The organism is Reyranella sp., from assembly GCF_036558665.1.
Classification (GTDB): domain Bacteria; phylum Pseudomonadota; class Alphaproteobacteria; order Reyranellales; family Reyranellaceae; genus Reyranella.
In genome coordinates, this window is the sequence record NZ_DATBFE010000153.1 from 29,468 (window position 1) to 50,924 (window position 21,457).

At 65.9% G+C, this 21,457-nt stretch carries 17 protein-coding genes; 11 read left to right on the forward strand and 6 right to left on the reverse strand.

Going from position 1 to position 21,457, the window contains the following annotated elements; translation table 11 throughout:
• Positions 1–10: 10 nt before the first annotated feature.
• Positions 11–1,360, reverse strand: a complete 1,350-nt coding sequence (locus VH499_RS22110; protein WP_332054923.1) for an NAD(P)-dependent oxidoreductase — start codon at positions 1,358–1,360, stop codon at positions 11–13.
• 277 nt (positions 1,361–1,637) lie between these two features.
• Here VH499_RS22110 and VH499_RS22115 point away from each other — a divergent pair, with 277 nt between their 5' ends.
• Positions 1,638–2,243 (forward strand): TetR/AcrR family transcriptional regulator, encoded by a 606-nt coding sequence (locus tag VH499_RS22115; RefSeq protein ID WP_332054924.1) that lies wholly within the window; start codon positions 1,638–1,640, stop codon positions 2,241–2,243.
• A 76-nt stretch (positions 2,244–2,319) separates the two neighbouring features.
• Entirely contained in the window at positions 2,320–4,209 is a 1,890-nt protein-coding gene (htpG, locus tag VH499_RS22120; protein ID WP_332055004.1) for a molecular chaperone HtpG, read from the forward strand.
• Here htpG and VH499_RS22125 read toward each other — a convergent pair.
• The gene (locus tag VH499_RS22125; RefSeq protein WP_332054925.1) at positions 4,203–5,384 is read right to left on the reverse strand and encodes a CoA transferase; all 1,182 of its coding nucleotides are present in this window, start codon (positions 5,382–5,384) and stop codon (positions 4,203–4,205) included. The two genes, htpG and VH499_RS22125, sit on opposite strands and share 7 nt — an antisense overlap.
• Before the next feature lie 138 nt (positions 5,385–5,522).
• Here VH499_RS22125 and VH499_RS22130 point away from each other — a divergent pair, with 138 nt between their 5' ends.
• From VH499_RS22130 to VH499_RS22165, 8 genes are read left to right on the forward strand one after another with little or no spacing between them, the layout of a single operon-like run.
• A complete protein-coding gene (locus VH499_RS22130) occupies positions 5,523–6,593 on the forward strand; it encodes a hypothetical protein (RefSeq protein WP_332054926.1) in 1,071 nt (356 codons plus the stop codon).
• A 31-nt stretch (positions 6,594–6,624) separates the two neighbouring features.
• Positions 6,625–7,638, forward strand: coding sequence for a hopanoid-associated sugar epimerase (gene hpnA, locus VH499_RS22135; protein WP_332054927.1), 1,014 nt, complete (start codon positions 6,625–6,627; stop codon positions 7,636–7,638).
• Positions 7,635–8,798 carry a glycosyltransferase gene (locus tag VH499_RS22140; RefSeq protein ID WP_332054928.1) on the forward strand — a complete coding sequence of 388 codons (1,164 nt, stop codon included), beginning with the start codon at positions 7,635–7,637 and terminating at the stop codon, positions 8,796–8,798. Before hpnA ends, VH499_RS22140 begins: the two co-directional genes overlap by 4 nt.
• Entirely contained in the window at positions 8,795–9,682 is an 888-nt protein-coding gene (gene hpnC / locus VH499_RS22145; RefSeq protein WP_332054929.1) for a squalene synthase HpnC, read from the forward strand. Before VH499_RS22140 ends, hpnC begins: the two co-directional genes overlap by 4 nt.
• Positions 9,679–10,530, forward strand: a complete 852-nt coding sequence (gene hpnD / locus VH499_RS22150) for a presqualene diphosphate synthase HpnD (RefSeq protein WP_332054930.1) — start codon at positions 9,679–9,681, stop codon at positions 10,528–10,530. The genes hpnC and hpnD overlap by 4 nt, the downstream gene beginning before the upstream one ends.
• Before the next feature lie 14 nt (positions 10,531–10,544).
• Positions 10,545–11,792, forward strand: coding sequence for a hydroxysqualene dehydroxylase HpnE (gene hpnE / locus VH499_RS22155; RefSeq protein ID WP_332054931.1), 1,248 nt, complete (start codon positions 10,545–10,547; stop codon positions 11,790–11,792).
• Positions 11,789–13,735 carry a squalene--hopene cyclase gene (gene shc, locus VH499_RS22160; protein WP_332054932.1) on the forward strand — a complete coding sequence of 649 codons (1,947 nt, stop codon included), beginning with the start codon at positions 11,789–11,791 and terminating at the stop codon, positions 13,733–13,735. The genes hpnE and shc overlap by 4 nt, the downstream gene beginning before the upstream one ends.
• Positions 13,732–14,391, forward strand: coding sequence for a phosphorylase (locus VH499_RS22165; RefSeq protein WP_332054933.1), 660 nt, complete (start codon positions 13,732–13,734; stop codon positions 14,389–14,391). The genes shc and VH499_RS22165 overlap by 4 nt, the downstream gene beginning before the upstream one ends.
• Here VH499_RS22165 and hpnH read toward each other — a convergent pair.
• Both hpnH and ispH read right to left on the reverse strand, forming a co-directional pair.
• Positions 14,338–15,483, reverse strand: a complete 1,146-nt coding sequence (gene hpnH / locus VH499_RS22170; protein ID WP_332054934.1) for an adenosyl-hopene transferase HpnH — start codon at positions 15,481–15,483, stop codon at positions 14,338–14,340. The two genes, VH499_RS22165 and hpnH, sit on opposite strands and share 54 nt — an antisense overlap.
• Before the next feature lie 11 nt (positions 15,484–15,494).
• A complete protein-coding gene (ispH, locus tag VH499_RS22175) occupies positions 15,495–16,454 on the reverse strand; it encodes a 4-hydroxy-3-methylbut-2-enyl diphosphate reductase (protein WP_332054935.1) in 960 nt (319 codons plus the stop codon).
• Positions 16,455–16,784: 330 nt separating this feature from the next.
• Here ispH and VH499_RS22180 point away from each other — a divergent pair, with 330 nt between their 5' ends.
• The gene (locus VH499_RS22180; protein ID WP_332054936.1) at positions 16,785–19,394 is read left to right on the forward strand and encodes an MMPL family transporter; all 2,610 of its coding nucleotides are present in this window, start codon (positions 16,785–16,787) and stop codon (positions 19,392–19,394) included.
• Between the two features lie 10 nt (positions 19,395–19,404).
• On the opposite strand, the gene VH499_RS22185 is transcribed toward VH499_RS22180, so the two are convergent.
• A complete protein-coding gene (locus VH499_RS22185) occupies positions 19,405–20,268 on the reverse strand; it encodes a hypothetical protein (RefSeq protein ID WP_332054937.1) in 864 nt (287 codons plus the stop codon).
• A gap of 168 nt (positions 20,269–20,436) precedes the next feature.
• A complete protein-coding gene (locus VH499_RS22190; protein ID WP_332054938.1) occupies positions 20,437–21,423 on the reverse strand; it encodes a nitronate monooxygenase family protein in 987 nt (328 codons plus the stop codon).
• Positions 21,424–21,457 lie beyond the last annotated feature (34 nt).

Sequence of the window (21,457 nt, forward strand, 5' to 3'; positions counted from 1 at the left end):
GCGTCCTCCCTCAAGCGGAACGCAAGGTACGGTCGATGGCCTCGGCGGCGAGCTTGCCATCCTGCACTGCGCTCACCGTCAGGTCATCGCCCGGTACGCAATCGCCGCCGGCCCATACACCGGTCAGCGAGGTCTTGCGGTCGGCATTCACCTGGATGCGGCCGCCCACGAACTCGAGCGGCTCGGCGCCGCCGTTGCCCAGCGGGGCGGAGACAAAGTTCTGGCCGATCGCCTTGAACAGCATGTCGGCCAAGAGGGTGAAACGATCACCCGTCGAAGTCAGCCGGCCCCGCTCGTCGAGCTGCGTGTATTCGAACTCGACCTCCTTCAGCCGGCCCTGATGGGCGACGAGCCGCAGCGGCCGCGCCCAGTGCTTGATGGTGACACCATTGGTCTGGGCCAGCTCCTGCTCATGCCATGTCGCGCCCATATGGTCCGGCCCGCGGCGATAGACGATCGTCACGTCCTCGGCGCCCAGTCGCTTGCTCTGGACCGCGATGTCGATCGCCGTGTTGCCGCCTCCGATCACGACGACGCGGCGGCCGATCTCGAGCGCGCCTTTGTCCGGTTCCTGCCGCAGCCGCTCGATATAGGCGACTGCATCCATCACGCCGGGCAAGTGCTCGCCTTCGAGCGCGAGTGCATTGGTGCCGGCAAGACCCATGCCCAGGAACACCGCGTCGAAATCGCGGCGCAGGTCTGAAAGCGAAATGTCCCGGCCCAATGCCTTGCCGAACTCGATCTTGAGGCCGCCGATGCCGAGGATGAAGGCGACCTCCGCCTGCACGAAATCGGCGGGCACCTTATAGGCTGCGATACCGTACTCGTTCAGCCCGCCGGCCTTGGGCCTGGCTTCGAAGATCGTGACCTCGTGGCCGCGCAGCGCGAGGCGATGAGCGCAGGCGAGGCCGGCCGGACCGGCGCCCACCACGGCGACGCGCTTGCCGGTCGAGGGGGCGCGGATGAAGGGCTGGAGCTTGCGCTCGAAGAGCCAGTCCGTGGCGTAGCGCTGCAGGGCGCCGATCTGGATCGGCCGGCTCTCCTGCGTCTCGCGCACGCAGGCCGACTCGCAGAGGATTTCCACCGGGCAAACGCGGGCACAGGCGCCGCCCATGATGTTCTCGCCGAGGATGGTGACGGCGGCGCCCTTGACGTTGTCGGTCGCGATCTTGCGGATGAAGCCCGGTATGTCGATGCCGGTCGGGCAGGCCTGTATGCAGGGCGCGTCGTAGCAGAAGTAGCAGCGGCTGGCTTCGATCAGCGCCCGCTCACGGTCGAGCGGCACGTGGATGTCGGCGAAGTTGCGGGCCAGCTCCTCGGCGCCCAGGCGTCGAGCGGCAATTCTGCCTGCGTCACTCATCAGCAACCCCTCCGATTTTGCCGACGCCCGTTGCCCGGGAGCGACCCCCTTGCTGTGCCGGTACGGTACCGACGATCTGACCAAATGGTCAAGTTCGGCGTCGCGTTCGCACACTGGAGAGAAGGCGGCCGATCCTGTAGCATCAAGCCATATGTCCAGGCAGCGCGACGCCCAAAAAAAGAGCACCTCCGGCGACAAGGCATTGGTGACGCGGCGGCGGGCGAGCCTTCGCAAATTGGCTGCCAACGGCCGCGGTCACATCCGAGAAAGCAACGAGATGCGGCTCCTGCAGGCCGCGGAGACGGTCTTCGCCGAGCGCGGCTTCAGCGGCGCCACTACGGCCGAGATCGCGGCCCGCGCCAGGCTGCCGAAGGCCAACCTGCACTACTATTTCCGGACCAAGGCCGAGCTCTATCGCGCAGTGCTGGCCAATGTGCTCGAGCTCTGGCTGGACGAGCTCGACCGCTTCACGCCGGAGCGCGATCCCTCGGACGCGGTCGCCGAGTACATTGCAGCGAAGCTGAATTGGTCGCGGGTTCGTCCGAATGCATCCAAGGTCTTCGCCAACGAGATCCTGCATGGAGCGCCGTTCGTGAAGTCCTACCTCGCGCGCGACCTGCGGCGGCGCGTCGAGGACAAGGCCGCGGTCGTCCGACATTGGATCGGCCAGGGAAAGATGCGGCCGCTCGACCCCAAGCACTTCGTCTTCCAGCTTTGGGCGGTCACCCAGCATTACGCCGATTTCGAGGTCCAGGTACGGGCCGTGCTGGGGCGGCGCCGGCTGACCGAAGGCGACTTCGCTGCCGCCGCCGCGAACATCACCGGGCTCATCCTGCAGGGCGCACTCGCACGTCCGCCGCGCGCCGGCCGCAGGCGGAAATAGACACCGCTGCAGCCACTTGCCCCTTGCGGCGAATATCCTATATCCACCGCCGGCATTTCACATGGGCTGGAAGACGATGAACGGAGAAGCCGGGAGCACGCAGTCGCATCATTTCCAGGCGGAGGTCGCCGAACTCCTGAACCTGATGGTTCACTCGGTCTATTCCGAGACCGACGTCTTTCTCCGCGAGCTGATCTCGAACGGCTCCGACGCCTGCGACAAGCTGCGCTACGAGGCGATCGCGCGTCCCGACCTGCTGGCCGGCGACGACAGGCTCGCCATCCGCATCAAGCCCGACAGTGCCGCCAGGACGCTTACGATCTCGGACAACGGGATCGGCATGGACCGCCAGGAGCTGATCGACAATCTCGGCACCCTCGCGCGCTCGGGCACCAAGTCCTTCCTGAAGGGCCTGAAGGAGGCAAAGGACGGCCTGGGCCTGATCGGTCAGTTCGGCGTCGGCTTCTATTCCGCTTTCATGGTGGCAGACCGGATCGAGGTGACGAGCCGGCGCGCCGGCACCGGCGAGACCTGGGTCTGGCGCTCGGCGGGCGGCGGCGGTTTCGAAGTCGCGCCGCCAAGCGATGAACAGGCGAGCCGCGTGCACCGCGGCACCGAGATCGTGCTTCACCTCAAGGGGGAGGCGTCGCGGTACCTCCAGCCGTTCGAGCTCGAACGCGTCGTCCGCACCTATTCCGACCATATCCTGTTTCCGATCGAGCTGGTCGACGACAAGGGCGAGACCCGGCAGGTCAACGCCGCCAGTGCGCTCTGGCAACGCGCGAAGTCGGAAGTGAAAGCCGAGGACTATACCCAAGCCTATCGCTCGATCGCGATGGCGTTCGACGAGCCCGCGCTCACGCTGCACTACAAGGTGGAAGGCCGGCAGTCCTACGCCGTGCTGCTGTTCGTGCCCACGACACCACCGTTCGATCTCGCCGACCCCGGCCGCAAGGGACGGGTAAGGCTTTATGTGCGCCGCGTCTTTATCACCGACGACGCCGATCTGCTGCCCGCTTATCTCCGCTTCGTACGCGGCGTGGTGGACAGCGAGGATCTGCCGCTCAACATCTCGCGCGAGATGTTGCAGAACAATCCGCAGGTGAAGCAGATCCGCAACGGGCTCGCCAGTCGCGTGATCGGCGAGCTCGAGAACACGGCCGGCAAGGAGCCCGAGACCTATCTCAGACTCTGGAACGCCTTCGGCGCGGTCCTGAAGGAGGGGATCTACGAGGATCAAGAGCGCCGCGGCCAGTTGCTGGGATTGGCTCGTTTCGCCACGACGGCCGGCGACAAGCCGCGTTCGCTCAAGGAGTATGTGGGCGACCTGAAGCCCAACCAGACCGAGATCTATTACCTGGTGGGCGAGAGCATCGAGCGGCTGCGCTCCAACCCGAAGCTGGAGGCAGCCCGGGCGCGCGGCATCGAAGTGCTGCTGCTCACCGATCCGATCGACGCGTTCTGGACCATGTTGCCTCAGGAATTCGAGGGCAAGCCGCTCAAGTCGCTGAGCCAGGGCGACGTCGATTTCGGCATCATCCCTCTCCTGGACAAGGCGCAAGGCGGCGAAAAGAGCGGCTCCGCGGACGAGGCCTCAATCGTCAAGGCGGTCAAGGAAGCGCTTGGCGATATGGTCTCGGAGGTGCGCGCCTCGCAACGGTTGACTGACAGCGCAGCTTGTCTGGTGGCGAGCGCGCAAGGCCGCGACCGCGAGCTGGAGCGGCTGCTTGCCCGCCAGAACCGTGGGGGCAGCGCCAAGCCGATCCTGGAGCTGAACATGCAGCACGAGCTCGTGAAGGTGCTCGACGCAGCACGCCTCGGCGGACGCCGGGAGGAGGTGGCCGACATCGCCAGCCTTCTGCTCGACCAGGCACACATTCTCGACGGCGAGGTGCCGGCCGACCCGGCCGCTTTCGCACGACGGCTGAATGCCTTGGTCGTGCGCGGTTTGCGAACGAGTCAATGATCCGTCGCACGCCGACCTGACGGCGAGGGTCTGCCCAGCACCTCATCATTGTGTTCGCCGAGCCTGGGCGCCGAGCGTGGCGACCGTGGCCGCCGGCGGTCGAACGAGATCGGCAGGCCGATCACGCGCGGTCCCCTGTCCTCTCCTGGCCGGGGAGGCAGCTGCTGCACCAGGCCTGATGCCGCGAGCTGCTCGGTCGCGGCCAGCTCGCCGATATCGTTCACCGGGCTGCATGGCACGCCCGCCTGGTCGAACGCATCGAGCCAGTAGGCGCGGGGACGGGCGCGCATGGCCGCCGCGATCAGAGGAATGAGCTCGGCCTTGTTCTGCACGCGCGCGGCGCTCTTGGCGAATCGCGGCTCGTTGGCCCATTCCGGATGGCCAAGAACCTCGGCGCAGCGCGCCCACAGCCGATCGTTGCCGGGCGCAAGGCAGACCGGTCGGTCGGCCGTGTCGAAGGTCTGGTACGGCACGATCACTGCACCGCCGGTGCCATGGCGCTTGGGCAGGGTGCCCGTCTCCAGATAGCCGTTGAGCTGACCCTCGACCCAGTGCACCGCCGCGTCGAACAGCGAGGTATCGACCAGGCAGCCCTTGCCGGTGCGGTCGCGCATACGCAGGGCTGCGAGCGCTCCGATGGTGCAGAACATGCCGGTCGCCTTGTCGTTGATCGAGGCGCCGCAAAAGGTCGGCGGATCCTCCGGACGGCCGGTGACGCTCATCATCCCGCCGTAGGCCTGCAGCAGCGGATCGAAGCCGGGCTTCATCCTGAGCGGGCCCTCGTAGCCGAATGCCCAGATCGAACAATAGATGAGGCGCGGATGGCGCTTGAGCATCGCCTCCGGACCGATGCCGATCTCCTCGACGACCCCGGGCCGCAGATTCTGGATCAGGATGTCCGCCGCCTCGCAAAGCCTGTGCAGGGTCTCGACGTCGTTTGCCGCTTTGAGATCCAGCGTGACCGAGCGCTTGTTGCGATTCTGGCCATAGAAATAGAGCGAAGTCACACCATCTGGTCCGTAGGGCGGCCCCCAGATGCGGGCATCGTCGCCGCCGTCGGGCTTCTCCACCTTGATCACGTCGGCACCCATGTCGGCGAGCAGCACGCCGGCCAGCGGCCCTGCGAGCGCCTGCCCAACCTCGATCACCCGTATTCCTTCGAGCGGTAGAGTCACGACGATGCCCCTTCGGTTTCTTCTCGCATACCATTTGGGGCGGAGACATTGCCACTCGGGGCGTAAGGAATTCCATCCCGCTTCAATCGTCTTGTTGAAGACGCTCGGTGACGCAAAACTGCCGCAAAGGGGCTATGTATGGGCGCGATCGAAGTCGACACGCCCGGCGGAGGGAAAACGAAGGCGATGATGGAACGCGACGATCTTGCTGCCACCGATGCCCCTGTCTCCGATTGCCCGCTTCCCGGCCCTGCGACGGACACCGTGACACCTGCCCTCCTCGAAAGTGCCGATCGGATTTCACGCTCCTGGACCAGCCGCCATGCCGGCCGCCTTCGGCCTGGCTCCGAAGAGCACAAGCGTGAGGTCTGCCGCATGTTCCGCGAGACCTTCAATCCCTATCGACCCTCGGTTCTCAGCTGGCCGAAGCTCAGTCCGGAGGAGCGGCACCGCCTTGCGTCGCTCCCGATCTGGGACATCGCCGTGCACACGGAAGGCCGGGCACGCCTTCGTTTCGCCGCTTACGCTCGGTCGATCGCCGATGAGGAGATGCGCGAGGCTATCATGCTGAACGCGTGGGAGGAGAACCGCCACAAGGAGGTCCTGTCGAAACTCGTCGAGGCGTATGGCATCGAGTTGGCGCCCGAGCCCGTCTATGACGCGCCGCGCAATGTCCAATGGGCCTATCTGTTCACCGGCTATTCGGAGTGCATCGACAGCTTCTTCGCCTTCGGGCTGTTCAAACTGGCACACCAGTCGGGCTTCTTTCCGCAGGAGCTTGTGGAGACGTTCGAGCCGGTGATGCAGGAGGAGTGTCGTCACATCCTTCTCTTCGCCAACTGGCTGGCCTGGCATCGCGCCAACTTGCCGTGGTGGCGCCGCCTTCTTTTTGAGTTCCGGGTCGCGGCGGTCTGGATGGCCATCGTCCGTGATCGGATCGGGATGGCACGCGGCCTGGAAGCGAAAGGAAGCGCGCCCCACGACAATAGCAACTTCACCGTGAAGGGCGCGAGCGCCCTCAGTCCGGTCGAGTTCGGGGCTCGTGATCTCATGCAACTCTGCCTTCAGGAGAACGATCGCCGTTTCGCGGGATATGATGCTCGACTGCTTCGGCCAACGACGATACCGACACTGATCAGGCTTGCGCTGTTCGTCTCCAAGCGATGGGCAAGGAAACGCGTGGGGCGTCAGTTGCAGCCCGCGGATTGAACTCGAACCGGCGGCTGAACTCGAGTCTTCGATGAGTGCATCCCTGCAATCGAGCGATCTGGTTCTCGTTACCGGCGGCTCGGGCTTTCTCGGGTCGGCGGTGGTACGTGCCTTGATCGCTCGAGGGGCGCGGGTGCGCGCGCTCGTCCGGTCGACCAGCCCGCGCTGCAACGTAGAGGGATTGGCCTGTGAGGTCTTCATCGGGGACCTCACCGACCGCGACTCCCTGAAGGCTGCGCTGCGGGACGTCCGATACCTGTTCCATGTCGCCGCCGACTATCGCTTCTGGGCACGCGATCCGTCGGTCATTCTGCGCGTCAATGTCGAGGGCACGACCGGGCTGATGCGCGAGGCGCTGAAGGCCGGCGTGGAGCGGATCGTCTATACGAGCAGTGTTGCCGCTCTCAGGGTCGCCGGCGCAACCGCTCCGGTCGACGAGACGGCACTGCTCGCACCGCACGAGGCGATCGGCGCCTACAAGCGGAGCAAGACCCTCGCCGAGCGAGCGGTGGAGGACATGATCCGGCAGGCGGGGCTGCCGGCGATCATCGTCAACCCCACGACGCCCCTCGGGCCGCGAGACATCCGGCCGACTCCGACCGGCCGCATTGTGCTAGAGGCAGCGCGCGGCCGGATTCCGGCGTTCGTGGACACCGGCCTGAACTTCGCCCATGTCGACGACATCGCCGAAGGACATCTTCTAGCGTTCGAGCGCGGTCGCATCGGCGAACGTTACATTCTGGGTGGACAGAACCTGTCGCTGCAGGAACTGCTGACCGCCGTCGCGAGCGTGTGCGGCCGTCGCGCGCCGTGGCTCAAGCTTCCACGCCGGCCGCTCTTTCCATTGGCTTTCGGCGCGGAAGCGGTGGCGCGGCTCACGGGGAGGGAACCGTTGCTCACGGTGGATGGGCTCCATATGTCCCGCTACCGGATGTTCTTCACCTCGGCGAAAGCCGAACGCGAGCTTGGCTATCGCAGCCGCCCGTGCGTGGAAGGTATTGTCGATGCGCTGGCCTGGTTTCGGGAGACGGGTTATCTGACATGACCCCGGATGCGGTCCTTGGTGCGTCGGCCCTGGCGATCTGGCTCTATCTCCTGATCGGCCGCGGCCGATTCTGGTTGGCGCGCCAGCGTGACGACCGGGAACCCATGTTCCGGCCCGACGGTTGGCCAAGTGTCGTGGCCATCGTTCCGGCACGCGACGAAGCCGATGTGATCGACCAATCGATCCAGAGCCTGCTGCGGCAGGACTACACGGGCGCCTTGCGCATCGTGCTGGTGGATGATGGCAGTGCCGACGGCACGGCGGAGAGCGCGGCGCGGGCTGCCGAATCCCTGGGAGTACGCGATCGTCTTGATGTCGTGATGGGAAGCGCGGTGCCTGCGGGTTGGACAGGCAAGCTTTGGGCGCTTCAGCAAGGCGTCCATCACGTGACCCAGGCGAGCGTGCAGCCCGACTATCTCCTGCTGACCGACGCCGATATCGGGCATACGCCCGACAATGTGCGGTCGCTGGTGACGCGCGCCGAGGTCGAGGGCCGCGTGCTCGTCTCGTTGATGGCAGAACTGTCCTGCACGAGCCTGGCAGAGCGCTTCCTGATCCCGGCCTTCGTGTTCTTTTTCCAGATGCTCTATCCCTTTGCGTGGGTTGCGCGAAAGGAGCGTGCCGCTGCCGCTGCGGCCGGGGGTTGCATGTTGGTCCACCGCGCCGCGCTGCAACGAGCCGGCGGCATCGCCTCGATCCAATCCGAGATCATCGACGACTGTGCCTTGGCGCGCCGTCTCAAAGCCCAGGGCCCAATCTGGCTTGGTCTGACACGCCGTGCCAGGAGCTTGCGGCCCTATGGTGGGCTCCAGGAGATCGGCCGCATGATTTCGCGTTCGGCCTATGCGCAGCTTGGCTATTCACCGCTCCTGCTGGCCGGCACGATCGCGGGCCTGGCATGGATCTATCTGGTGCCGCCGATACTGACGATTATTGCGGCGGGCCCGGCCCGGTGGATGGGGTTGGGTGCCTGGGTTGCCATGGCACTGGCGTTGCAGCCGATGCTCCGCTTCTATCGGGTCTCGCCGCTCTGGGGGCTCGCCATGCCGGCCATTGCCATGGCCTATGGGGCATTCACGATCAACTCTGCGCTGCAGATGTGGCGCGGCCGGGGAGGCATGTGGAAGGGACGGGCCCAGGCAATGACGGGCGGCACGTGACCGACGCGGCCCACTTTGCCTCCGGCAAGGGCCATCGCGACGAGAATTTCCCCGTCGCCTCGCGGCTGATCAAGCCAGCCTTGCGTGCGCCCATGCTCGCCTTCTACCGCTTCGCGCGGGCCGCCGACGATGTGGCAGACCATGCTACGGCGAGCGCCGAGGAGAAGCTCGCGCAGCTCGCGCGCATGGAGGCGGGGCTGCGCGGCGAACAAGGGGCGAGCTGCCACGGAGAAGCGCTGAACGCGGTCCTGCGGGAACGCGGCGTCACCGACCAGCATGCGCTCGATCTGCTCGAAGCCTTTCGTCGTGATGTCACCAAGCACCGCTATGCCGACTGGGCCGAGCTCATGGACTACTGCCGCTATTCGGCGTCGCCGGTCGGGCGGTTCGTGCTCGATCTGCACGGCGAGTCGCAGTCGATCTGGCCGGCCAATGACGCACTTTGCACTGCCCTGCAGGTGATCAACCATCTGCAGGACTGCGCGAAAGACTATCGGGCGCTCGACCGCGTCTACGTTCCACTCGATGCGCTTGCCAGTCAGGGCATCGGGGTCGAGGCGCTTGGCGAGGATCAGGCCTCATTGCCGCTGCGCAATGTACTTGCCGGGCTGGCCCGACGTACCGGTACGCTGCTCGATCGGTCGCGGGTCTTTGCCAGCGGGATCGCGGATCGTCGGTTGGCACTGGAGGTCGGCGTCATCCAAGCGCTGGCGGAAAGCCTTGCGTCGCGACTTCTGCGTCGCGATCCGCTCTCGGAACGCGTCCATCACCATCCGCTCGAGGTGGTCGGCCTGGCGGTACGCGGCGGTCTTCGCGTCGCGGTGGGACGTCGCAGGCGGATGAGGGGCAGCAAGCAGCCCGATCTGCACGGCAGCCGGGGATGAGCGGACCTTCGCAGGCCGAGGCCGGTTCGACGGAGATCGAGGCGCGCATCTCCGGCAGCTCGTTCTATGCCGCCATGCTCCTCATGCCCAAGCGGGAACGGGCGGCCATGTTTGCCGTCTATCGCTTCTGCCGGCTGGTCGACGACATCGCCGACGACGGCAGCAGGCCGCGCCCCGAGCGGGCCAAGGAGCTCGATCGATGGCGCGCCGATATCGCGGAGCTCTATGCCGGCCGGCCTTCGGGACAAGCCGCCTTCCTCGACTCCGCCGTGCGCGATTTCGGCCTGCAGGAGGCGGATTTCCTCGCCGTCATCGATGGTATGGGAATGGATGTTGCGGCCGATCTCCGGGCACCCGATCAGAAGACGCTCGATCTCTATTGCGAGCGTGTCGCGGCCGCCGTCGGGCGGCTTTCGGTCCGCATCTTCGGCATGGAGCACAAATCCGGCCTGGAGCTCGCTCACCAGCTCGGCCGTGCGCTGCAACTCACGAACATCCTGCGCGACATCGACGAGGATGCCGACATGGGCCGGCTCTATCTGCCGCGCGAGTTGCTCGTTCGGGCAGGAATCGAGACGATCGATCCCGCGGCTGCGATCGGCGATCCGCGCGTCGACGCCGCGTGCCGCCAACTGGCCACGCAGGCGCAAGATCGCTTTGCCGCTGCCGAGCGCCTGCTGCGCTCCAGGCCGCGCGGCAAGCTCCTGGCACCGCGCCTGATGGCGGCTGTGTACCGGGCGTTGCTTCAGGACATGCTGGCTCAAGGATGGATACCGCCTCGTCGGCGTGTGCGGATCGGCAAGCTGCGATTGCTGGCCCTTGTCGCGCGCTGCGCCGTGCTGGGATGACGCGGCCTCCTGCCGTGGCGCGAGTTCACGTCGTCGGCGCGGGACTCGCCGGGTTGCATGCCGCCGTGATCCTGGCGGGTCGCGGCGTGCCGGTCGTCCTGTCGGAAGCGACGAGGCAGGCGGGTGGCCGCTGCCGGTCCTATCATGACGCCGTGCTGGACATGGTGATCGACAACGGCAACCACCTCGTGCTCTCGGGCAATCCGGCTGTCGCTCGCTATCTGCGCGCGATCGGTGCGCAGGACCGGCTGACCGGCCCGGAGGAAGCTGCATTTCCGTTCTTCGATCTCCAGCGCCGCCGGCGCTGGATTCTCCGGCCCAACGATGGCCCCGTTCCATGGTGGATCATGTCGTCCCGGCGTCGCGTGCCGGAAACGCGCGTCGCGGACTACCTTGCACTGATCACCTTGATGAGGCCGCATCCCGGACGGCGCATCGATGAAGTCGTCTCCTGCCATGGCGTCGCCTGGGAGAGGCTCCTGCGGCCTCTGCTGGTCTCCATTCTCAACACCATACCCGAAGAAGCCTCCGCCGACCTCGCGGGCGCGGTCTTTCGCGAGACGCTGGCGAGGGGCGGGCGCCGGAGCTGGCCGCGCATTGCGACGCCCAGTCTGGCCGCGGCCCTCGTCGATCCCGCGCTCGACCGGCTGCGCCGGGACGGAGCGCAGATCAGGCTCGGCCGTCCGCTGCGCGCGGTGACGACCGAGCGCGACCGGCTGAGCGCCCTGCTTTTCGACGACGGCGAGCAGCGGCTGGGCCCGCTGGACCAGGTAATTCTTGCCGTGCCGCCCTGGACGGCCACGAGCCTGCTTCCCGACCTGAAGGTGCCCGACGATTTTCGCGCGATCGTCAACGCGCATTTTCGAGTCGCGCCGCCGGCCGGCGCACCATTGATGGTCGGGCTGATCGGCGGTACGGCGGAATGGGTGTTCGCCTTTCGCGATCGTCTCTCCGTCACCGTCAGCGCTGCCGACCGGTTGCTCGACATGGATACCGCGACCTTGACCGACATACTGTGGCATGACGTGGCTGTGGTTCACGATCTTGCGGCTCCCGTTCCTCCTTGCCGCATCGTGAAGGAGAAGCGCGCCACTTTCGCCGCTACGCCGGCGCAGGATGCTCGCCGCCCTGCGGCGCGCACGCGTCTCACCAATGCCTTTCTCGCGGGCGACTGGACCGACACTGGACTGCCCGCGACGATCGAGGGGGCGCTGCGGTCGGGAGAAAAGGCGGCAGCGCTCGCGATGGCGGAATCGTCATGAACGACGTCGGTGCGGGCGACATGGCCGGGCTGGACGCCGATATCGGGCGCGCCTCGGTTGCTTTGCGACGTCTGCAGAGAAGCGACGGGCACTGGATCTTCGAGCTCGAGGCCGATGCGACGATTCCGGCCGAGTACATCCTGCTGCGTCACTATCTCGGCGAGCCGGACGATCTCGAGCTGGAGCGCAAGATCGGTGTCTATCTCCGCCGCATCCAGGGCGACCATGGCGGCTGGCCGCTGTTCCACGGTGGCACCTTCGATATCAGCGCATCCGTGAAGGCGTATTTCTGCCTGAAGATGATCGGCGACGATCGCGAGGCGCCTCACATGACACGGGCACGAGAGGCCATCCTGGCGCACGGCGGTGCGCGCCAGGCCAATGTGTTCACGCGCATCCTGCTTGCCCAATTTGGCGAACTGCCGTGGCACCGTGTGCCGACCATGCCGGTGGAGTTGATCCTGCTGCCGCGCTGGTTCCCGATTCATCTCTCACGCATGTCCTACTGGGCGCGCACGGTGATCGTGCCGTTGCTGGTGCTGGGCGTTCTGCGCCGTCGGGCGCGCAATCCGCGCGGAGTGCGAATCCGGGAATTGTTCCGCGCGAAGCAGACAAGGAAGCAACGGGCGCCGACGCATCGGCATCCGGGCTGGGCGTTGTTCTTCAATGGTCTCGACCTGGTACTGAAGGCAGTCGAGCCGCTGTGGCCCGAGCCGCTGCGGCGACGCGCCATCGAGCGCTGCCTCGCCTTCGTGACCGAGCGGCTGAATGGCGAGGATGGCCTGGGCGCGATCTATCCGGCCATGGCCAACAGCCTGATGATGTTCGATGCCCTGGGCTATCCGCCGGATCACCCGGATCGGATGGTCGCGCGGCGCTCGATCGAGAAGCTGCTGGTGATCCGCGAGGACGAGGCCTACTGCCAGCCCTGCGTATCACCGATCTGGGACACGGCTCTTGCGGTTCACGCCATGATCGAGGCGGGTGGCGAGGAGGCCGCCGCTGCAGCGCGACTCGGGCTCGGATGGCTCCAGCCGCTGCAGGAACTCGAGGTGAAGGGCGACTGGGCCGAGCGACGGCCGGATGTGCGGCCCGGCGGCTGGGCCTTCCAGTATCGCAACGCGCACTATCCCGATCTCGACGACACGGCCGTCGTCGTGATGGCGATGCATCGCGCGCGGCGCGAGCTTGGGGCGGGCGATGCCTTCGACCAGGCGATCGCGCGCGCCGTCGAATGGACCGTCGGCCTGCAGAGCCGCAACGGCGGCTGGGCCGCTTTCGATGCCGACAATGTCGATCACTATCTCAACAACATTCCCTTCGCCGACCACGGCGCCCTGCTCGATCCGCCGACCGCCGACGTCGGCGCGCGCTGCATCAGCATGCTCGCCCAGCTTGGGCACGGCCCGGAAACGGCGGCCGTGCGCAGGGCGCTCGACTTTCTCGAGCGCGAGCAGATGGCGGATGGAAGCTGGTTCGGCCGCTGGGGTGTGAATTACATCTACGGCACCTGGTCGGTCCTTTGCGCTCTGAACGCAGCCGGCTTCGATGCGACGCGAGTGAGCGTGCGAAAGGCGGCAGACTGGCTGGTTTCGATCCAGAACAAGGATGGCGGATGGGGCGAGGATTGCACGAGCTACAGGCTCGACTATCGCGGCCACGATCCCGCGCCGTCCAACGCGTCGCAGACAGCGTGGGCGCTGCTCGGCCTGATGGCCGCCGGCGAGGTCGATCATCCGGCAGTGGCGCGAGGGATCGCCTATTTGCGCCGAACGCAGGACGAGACCGGACTGTGGCGGCAGGATGCCTATGTCGGCGGCGGCTTCCCGCGCGTCTTCTACCTTCGCTACCACGGCTACCCGAAGTTCTTCCCGCTCTGGGCGCTGGCGCGTTACCGCAACTTGCGACGCGCCAACGACCGGCACGTGGCGTACGGCATGTGACGACGCTCACGGTCACCGGACTGCGGCGCGAGGCGCGCCTGCTCGCCGGGCCCGGCATCGAGGTCGTTGTCGGCGGCGGCGATCATCGGCACCTCGAGGCGATGATCGAGGAACGTGTCGCGGACGTGACCGGTATCATCAGCATGGGTATCGCAGGCGGCCTCGCGCCCAGTCTCCGAGCCGGCCAGTGGGTGGTGGCGAACGCTGTCCTCGATCATGGCGATGCGTTGCCGACGGACGCGGCCTGGATGCAGCGCCTGAAGGCACAGCTCCCTGGCGCGATCGAAGGTGTGTTCCTGGGCACCGATGCGATGATCGCGGAGACGGCCGAAAAGGCGGCCCTGCATCGCGCCACCAAGGCGATCGCGGTCGATATGGAATCGCATGTGGCGGCGCGAGTTGCGGCCCGCCATCGACTACCCTTCGCCGCCGCCCGCGTGATCTGCGATCCGGCGCATCGCACCCTGCCACCGGCTGCGCGCGTCGGCATGCGTGCCGATGGCCGCGTCGACGTGGCGGCCGTGTTGCGTTCGTTGGTTTCGGCGCCGGGGCAAGTGCCGGACTTGATCCGCACCGCCTTCGATGCGGAGCGTGCCCTTAAGCTACTCCGCGGGCACCGGATTCTGGCCGGTCTTGCCGGTCCGGATCTCGCCTAGCTTCTGCTGGACGTGGTCCGAGAAGACGTACTCGGCACGACGCTGCTTATCGAGCGGAATATCCTCGGCCATCGGGCCGTCGGTACGCACGCCGCGCATCGCGACCGTCGCGGCCTTCAGGGGCCGACGGATCATGTCCTTGACCGCCGACGCCTCGAAGCCCGAATGGACCATGCAGTTGGCGCACTTTTCGTAGTTGCCGACGCCGTACTTGTCCCATTCGGTGTCATCCATCAATTCCTGGAACGTCTTGGCGTAGCCTTCGCCCAGCAGGTAGCAGGGCTTCTGCCAGCCGAACACGGTGCGCGTCGGGTTGCCCCACGGCGTGCAGCGATAGCTCTCGTTACCGGCAAGGAAGTTGAGAAAGTTGATCGATTGGCTGAACGGCCATTTCTTGCCGCCGTTGCCGCGCGACAGGATCCCGCGGAACAGCTCCTTCGTCTTGGTGCGGTTGAGGAAGTGCTGCTGGTCGGGGGCACGTTCGTAGGCGTAGCCTGGTGATACGGTGATGCCGTCCAGTCCCAGTGCCTTCATCTCGTCGAAAAAGTCGGCGACCGCGGCGGGATCGGCGTCGTTGAACAGCGTGCAGTTGATGCTGACCCGGAAGCCTTTTGCCTTGGCGAGCTTGATCGCGTCGACGGCTTTGTCGTAAGTGCCGCGCTGGCATACCGACTTGTCGTGCATCGCACGGTTGCCATCGAGATGGATCGACCAGGTGAAGGAAGGATGCGGCTCGTAGTCGTCGATCTTCTTGGCCAGCAGTAGCGCGTTGGTGCACAGGATCACGAACTTCCGCCTGGCCAGGAAGCCCTGGACGATCCGCGGCATCGCGCGGTGCAGGAGCGGCTCGCCGCCGGCGATCGAGACGACCGGCGCGCCGCACTCGTCGATCGCCGTCATGCAGTCGTCGTACGACAGCCGCTGGTCGAGGATTTCGCCCGGATAATCGATCTTGCCGCAGCCCGCGCAGGCGAGGTTGCAGCGGAACAGAGGCTCCAGCATCAGCACGAGCGGGTAGCGTTCGCGCCCGGCGAGATGCTGACGGAGGATGTAGGTCCCGATCCGGGCCGCCTGCTGCAAGGGAATTCCCAAAACGCGCTCCTCTATGCGACCGACGAGGCTGTCGTTCCGCCGGACGGTGTCGCCCTCAGCTCATTGGGCAGGCGGAACTCGATGTCTTCCTGGACCCCGGTCATCTGCTCGACCGCGACATCGCCGTGCCGGCGCAGGGCTTCGATGACGTCGAGGACGAGCTCCTCCGGGGCCGACGCCCCCGCTGTCAGGCCGACGGCCTTGACGCCGGCCAGCCATGCCGGGTCCAGCTCGCTGCCATCGGCGATCAGGTAGCTCGGCAGACCCTTTTCGACTCCGATCTCGCGCAGCCGGTTCGAGTTGGAGCTGTTGCGGCTGCCCACCACCAGCAGGAGATCGACCAGCTCGCACAACTCGCGCACCGCCGACTGGCGGTGCTGGGTCGCGTAGCAGATGTCCGCCACGTCCGGCCCTTCGAGGTCGCTGAACCGGGCCCGCAGCGCCGAGATCACTCCACGGGTATCGTCGACGCTGAGCGTGGTCTGGGTGACATAGGCGACGGGCGAATCGTCGGGCAGGTCGAGTCGCGTGACATCCTCGATCGTCGAGACGAGATGCACCGGGGCGTCGACCTGACCCATGGTTCCCTCGACCTCGGGATGCCCCGCATGGCCGATCAGGACCAGGGCCCGGCCGCGTGCGACGTATCGCTTGCCCTGGAGATGGACCTTGGAGACCAGCGGGCAGGTCGCATCCAGAACCGGAAGGCCGCGCGCCTTCGCCTCGTCGATGATCGACTGGGCGACACCGTGGGCACTGAAGATCGTCATCGCGCCGTCGGGAATCTCGTCCAATGTCTCGACGAAAACCGCTCCCATGCGTTCGAGCTTCTCGACCACATGCCGGTTGTGCACGATTTCATGGCGGACATAGACCGGTGCGCCGAACCTCTTGAGCGACCGTTCGACGATCTCGATCGCGCGCACGACGCCTGCGCAAAAACCCCGTGGTTGAGCGAGTAGAACGCGCATTCAGATCAACTCCTCCATCGCGGGGCTTGCTGCAACCATAAATTGGCAATTGCTGGCTGCTTTGCCAGAATCGCAACCGCATGAATCGCCGTTCAGCTGCGGGGCGAGCGCTGCTCAAGCGGTTTGCAATGTGCGTTATCCGACATCGTGGCGTCAACATGTCGCGCACTTTGACCGGAAGCAGCGTGTCGATGCGCGCCGACCGACACAACTTGACAGTCTGGGACCAGGTGTCGATTTACTGCCCGCAATCGCGAATAACCTCATTCGCGATAGGGAACAAGGGCGCCCGAGCTTGACTTTGCACCATTGTTGGCATCGAGAGGCGCCATGTCGACTCGGCCTTCGTTGACCGGCCGCATCGTCGCGATCAGCACTCGATATCCGTTGCTTGTTCTGCTGCTTGCCGCCGGCCTCACTCTGGCGGCGCTGGTCTTCACCGCCCAGCACTTCGCCATGACCGCCGACACCGCTCAACTGATTTCGACCAAGCTAAAGTGGCGGCAAAGGGAGCTGGCCTTCGAGGCAGCATTTCCTCAACTCGACAAGCTGACCATGGTCGTGGTCGATGGAGCGACGCCGGAACTCGCCGACGATGCAGCCAAGCGTCTTGCGGCAGCCCTGCGCGAAAGGCCGGACCTTTTCCGAACCGTGCGCCGTCCCGACGGTGGACCCTTCTTCGACCACAACGGACTGCTGCTCCTGCCGCTGGACGACGTGCGGGCGGTCACGACCGGGCTGGTGCAGGCGAGGCCTCTTCTGGGCGCGTTGGCAACCGATCCGAGTTTGCGCGGCGTCCTCGCCACTTTGTCCAATTTGCTCGAGGGCATCAGACATGGCCAGGGCTCGCTGCGTGGCATCGAGCCGATGACGAGTGCACTCGCCGAAACGTTCGAGAAGACGGCGGCCGGACAGCCCGCCTTCTTCTCCTGGCAAACGGTGATCCGCGGATCGCCGGCGGAGCCCCGGGAGACACGCCATATCGTGCTGGTGCAGCCGGTAATGGATTACACCGCCCTGGAGCCGGGCGCGGCCGCAAGCGATGCCATCCGCCGGACCGCCGAATCCCTCGGCCTCGACGGCACGCATGGCGTGACCCTCCGGCTGACCGGCCCGGTGCCGCTGGCAGACGAGGAGTTTGCCTCGCTGGCGGAGGATGCACATCTCGTCCTCGGAGCGATGGTCGCGGCCTTGCTGGGCATCCTGTGGCTGGCGGTTCGCTCGGTGCGCGTCGTCATCGCGATCGTGGTGACCACGATCGTCGGCCTCGTCATGACGGCGGCCATCGGACTGCTCGCTACCGGCCGCTTCAATCTCATCTCAGTCGCCTTCATTCCGCTCTTCGTCGGCCTCGGCGTCGATTTCAGCATCCAGTTCAGCGTGCGCAGCCTGGCCGAGCGGCTCGTTCAACCTGACATCGTGACCGCATTGATCGAGGCGGGCGAGAGCATCGGACGAGCACTGGCGCTGTCGGCCGCGGCGATCGGCGTCGGCTTCTTCGCCTTCCTGCCGACCAGCTATATCGGCGTTGCCGAACTCGGAACCATTGCCGGCCTCGGCATGATCGTGGCGTTTGGCCTCAGCATCGTCTTGCTGCCCGCGCTCCTGGCCCTGCTGCGGTTTCCGCCCGCGCGAATGGCCGAGGTCGGCTTCACCATGCTGGCCCCCGTGGACGGCTTCGTAACCCGGCATCGTCGCGGCGTGCTTGTCCTGGCGCTCGTGGCGGCCGTCGCCTCGGCGGCGCTGCTGCCGCTGGTGCGCTTCGATTTCAATCCGTTGAACCTCAAGAGCCCGAAGGCCGAGTCGATGACAACTCTGCAGGCCCTCGCCTCCGATCCCGATTGGACGCCGAACGCGATCAACGTGCTGGCGCCATCGCTGGCGAGATCGCAGGGACTTGCGCAACTTCTCGAAGCGCTGCCCGAAGTTTCGCGCACGGTCACCTTGCAAAGCTTCGTTCCCGCGCAGCAGGACGAGAAGCTCGCGCTCATTCGCGGGGCAGCGGCGCTCGTCGAACCGGCGCTCGAAGGAGCCACCCCGCGCTCCCCGCCGTCCGACGCGGAGCTGATCCAGGAGCTGACGAGCACCGCGGCGGCATTGCGGACCGCCGCGGCCGATGCGAAAGGCGATTCAGCATCGGCCTCGGCGCGGCGACTGGCAGAGGCCATCGACCGGCTGGTGGCGGCGACGCCGGAGGTTCGCGCCAGGGCCGCTGCCGCCGTCACCGTGCCACTCCACATCATGCTCGGGCACGTCAGCACCGAGCTGAAGGCAAGACCGGTGACGATCGAGAGCCTGCCGTCCGACCTCGTCGCCGACTGGATCACGAAGGATGGGCGCGCCCGCATACAAGTGCTGCCGCAGGGTGATCGCGACGACAACGAGTCGCTCAGACGCTTCGCGACGGTGATCCAGACCGTTGCGCCGGATGCGACCGGCCGACCGATCTCGACCAGCGCTTCGGGCGACAGCGTTGTCGAAGCGTTCATGCAGGCCGGTCTCTATTCCATCGTCGCCATCGTCCTGCTGCTCGCCGTGGTGCTGCGGCGGGCCCGTGACGTGGTGCTCACCATGCTGCCGGTGCTGCTGAGCGGACTGCTGACGTTCGCGACCTGCGGCGCGCTCGATCTGCCGCTCAATTTTACCAACATCATCGCCCTGCCGTTGCTTTTCGGCGTGGGTGTTGCCTTCAACATCTACTTCGTCGCGGCATGGCGCGCCGGTGAAACGGCGATGCTGAAATCGAGCCTGATGCGCGCCGTCGTCTTCAGCGCCTTGACCACCGCCAATGCATTCGGCGCGCTCTGGCTGTCGACCCATCCCGGGACCGCGAGCATGGGCCGGCTGCTGATGATCTCGCTGGGCTGGGAGCTTCTCGTCACCCTGCTGTTCCGGCCGGCCCTGCTGGCACGCTCGCCGTACAGCAAGCTCTGGTTCTGAGTGACCGCTGCTAGCGCGAGAGCGCCTGGTTGGGCTCGAGCTTCGACCGCGCATTCCAGAGCCTCAGCGCCCTCAACGCCATTTCGGCCAGTTGCGGCAGAAAGCCGGGCCGCAACAGCTCCGGCTCGAAACTGCCCATGCGCCGGCTGTTCTCGGAATAGCAGTCCTCGAGAAATTTCCGGAAATTGAAACCGTCGAGGAACATGCTGACCTGGGTGGCGGCGAAATTCTGGCCGTCGTTCAGTTCCTTGCCGCGCTTGGCCAGACTGAGCATGCGCACGAGAGCACGCAGATAGTAGTGCAGGCTCGTCAGCGGCAGCATCCTGCGTGCGAACCACCCCCGCTGCGCCTCCGCATAAGCCATCCAGTTGACGAAGAAGACGATGTGGCGGGTTTCCTCGTACATCAGGGTTTCGAAGATCCGCAGCATCTCCTTGGGCAGGAATTCCGCCTGCGAGGCGATCTTGAACAGGCCGAAGCCCAGAAACGAATCGAGACATTCGCCAAAGCCGAAATCCTTGAAGCGCCGCTCGATGTTGTCGCTGACATCCTCGAGCGGACGCTCCGGCGCATCGAGGCCGTACTTGTCGATCATGACGCGGATCAGCTTGGCATGCCGCGTCTCCTCCTCGCCCTGCAAGGCGAGTGCGTCGCGCAGGACCGGATCGGAGACGGTCTGCGTGAAGGCGGCGACGATCGCCCCGGCACGCCGCTCGGTGTAGAAGACCTCTTCCCAGAAGGGCACGGAGCGCAGGCGATGCAGCGCCGCGTCATCGAGCTCGGGCCACGGCAGGCTGTGCGGATCGTAGTCGGTGTAGGTCTGTACGAAATGCCCGCAGAAGGTATCGCGATGTTCCTGCGATCCGATTTTCATGCTTCTCGCCCTTTCGTTGGCGCGCCTTGAAGGTCAGTGGTCTGATCTGTCCATCATTGCCACCGCGCTGTGTCCAGAGGAAAAAATCCCCCGGCCTCACCTCGGGACGACACCCTTACCGGTGTCGTCCCGGGCGCAATCGAGCGATTTTTCCCATCGGCGAACGAGTCAGGCGGCTTTGCGGCCGGAATATGTGGCGAGCCGCTGATTGATGATGGCATCCGCCTCGCGCATCGTGCGGTCGACCAGTTCCTTGACCGTCGGGATGTCGCGGATGAGGCCCGCGACCATACCGCACGACCAGGCACCCGCGTCCATGTCGCCCTCCTTCATGATGCGGGGGTAGACGCCCGCGACCTCCGGCAGGATGTCCTCGAACTTGATCTTGAGCCCCAGCGCCTTCTCCTTCTCGAGAAGCCGATCGACGGCGGCGTTCCTGAGCACGCGCTCGGTGTTGCGCAATGGCCGCATGACGAGACGGGTATCGAGTTCGCTGGCCGCGACGAGGGCCTGCTTCACATGTTCGTGGATCGGCGCTTCCTTCGTAGCCATGAATCGCGTGCCCATGTTCATGCCGTCCGCGCCCAGCGACAGTGCCGCGACCAGCGAGCGGCCGTCGGCCATGCCCCCGGAGGCGACGAAGGGGATCTTGAGCTCCTCCGCCGCCCGAGGCAGGAGAATGAAGTTCGGCACGTCGTCCTCGCCCGGATGGCCGCCGCATTCGAAGCCGTCGACGCTCACCGCATCGCAGCCGATCGATTCGGCCTTTAGCGAGTGCCGCACCGAGGTGCATTTGTGGATGATCTTGATGCCGGCCTCCTTCAGCGCCGGCAGCCACTTCTGTGGATTGTTGCCCGCGGTCTCGACGATCTTCACGCCGCCTTCGACGATGGCGCGGATGTAGCCGGGGTAGTCGGGCGGCGTGACCGCCGGCAGGAAGGTGAGGTTCACGCCGAACGGCCTGGAAGTCATCTCGCGGCATCGCCGGATCTCGTTGGCCAGCGCCTCCGGCGTACGCTGCGTGAGCCCCGTGATGATGCCGAGTCCGCCGGCATCGGAAACCGCCGCCGCCAGCTCCGCAAAGCCGACATAGTGCATGCCGCCCTGGATGATCGGATGCTCGATCCCCAGCAGCTCCGTGATCCTGGTCTTCATCTGCCACCCCTCCGTTGATCTCCGTTATAGGGCA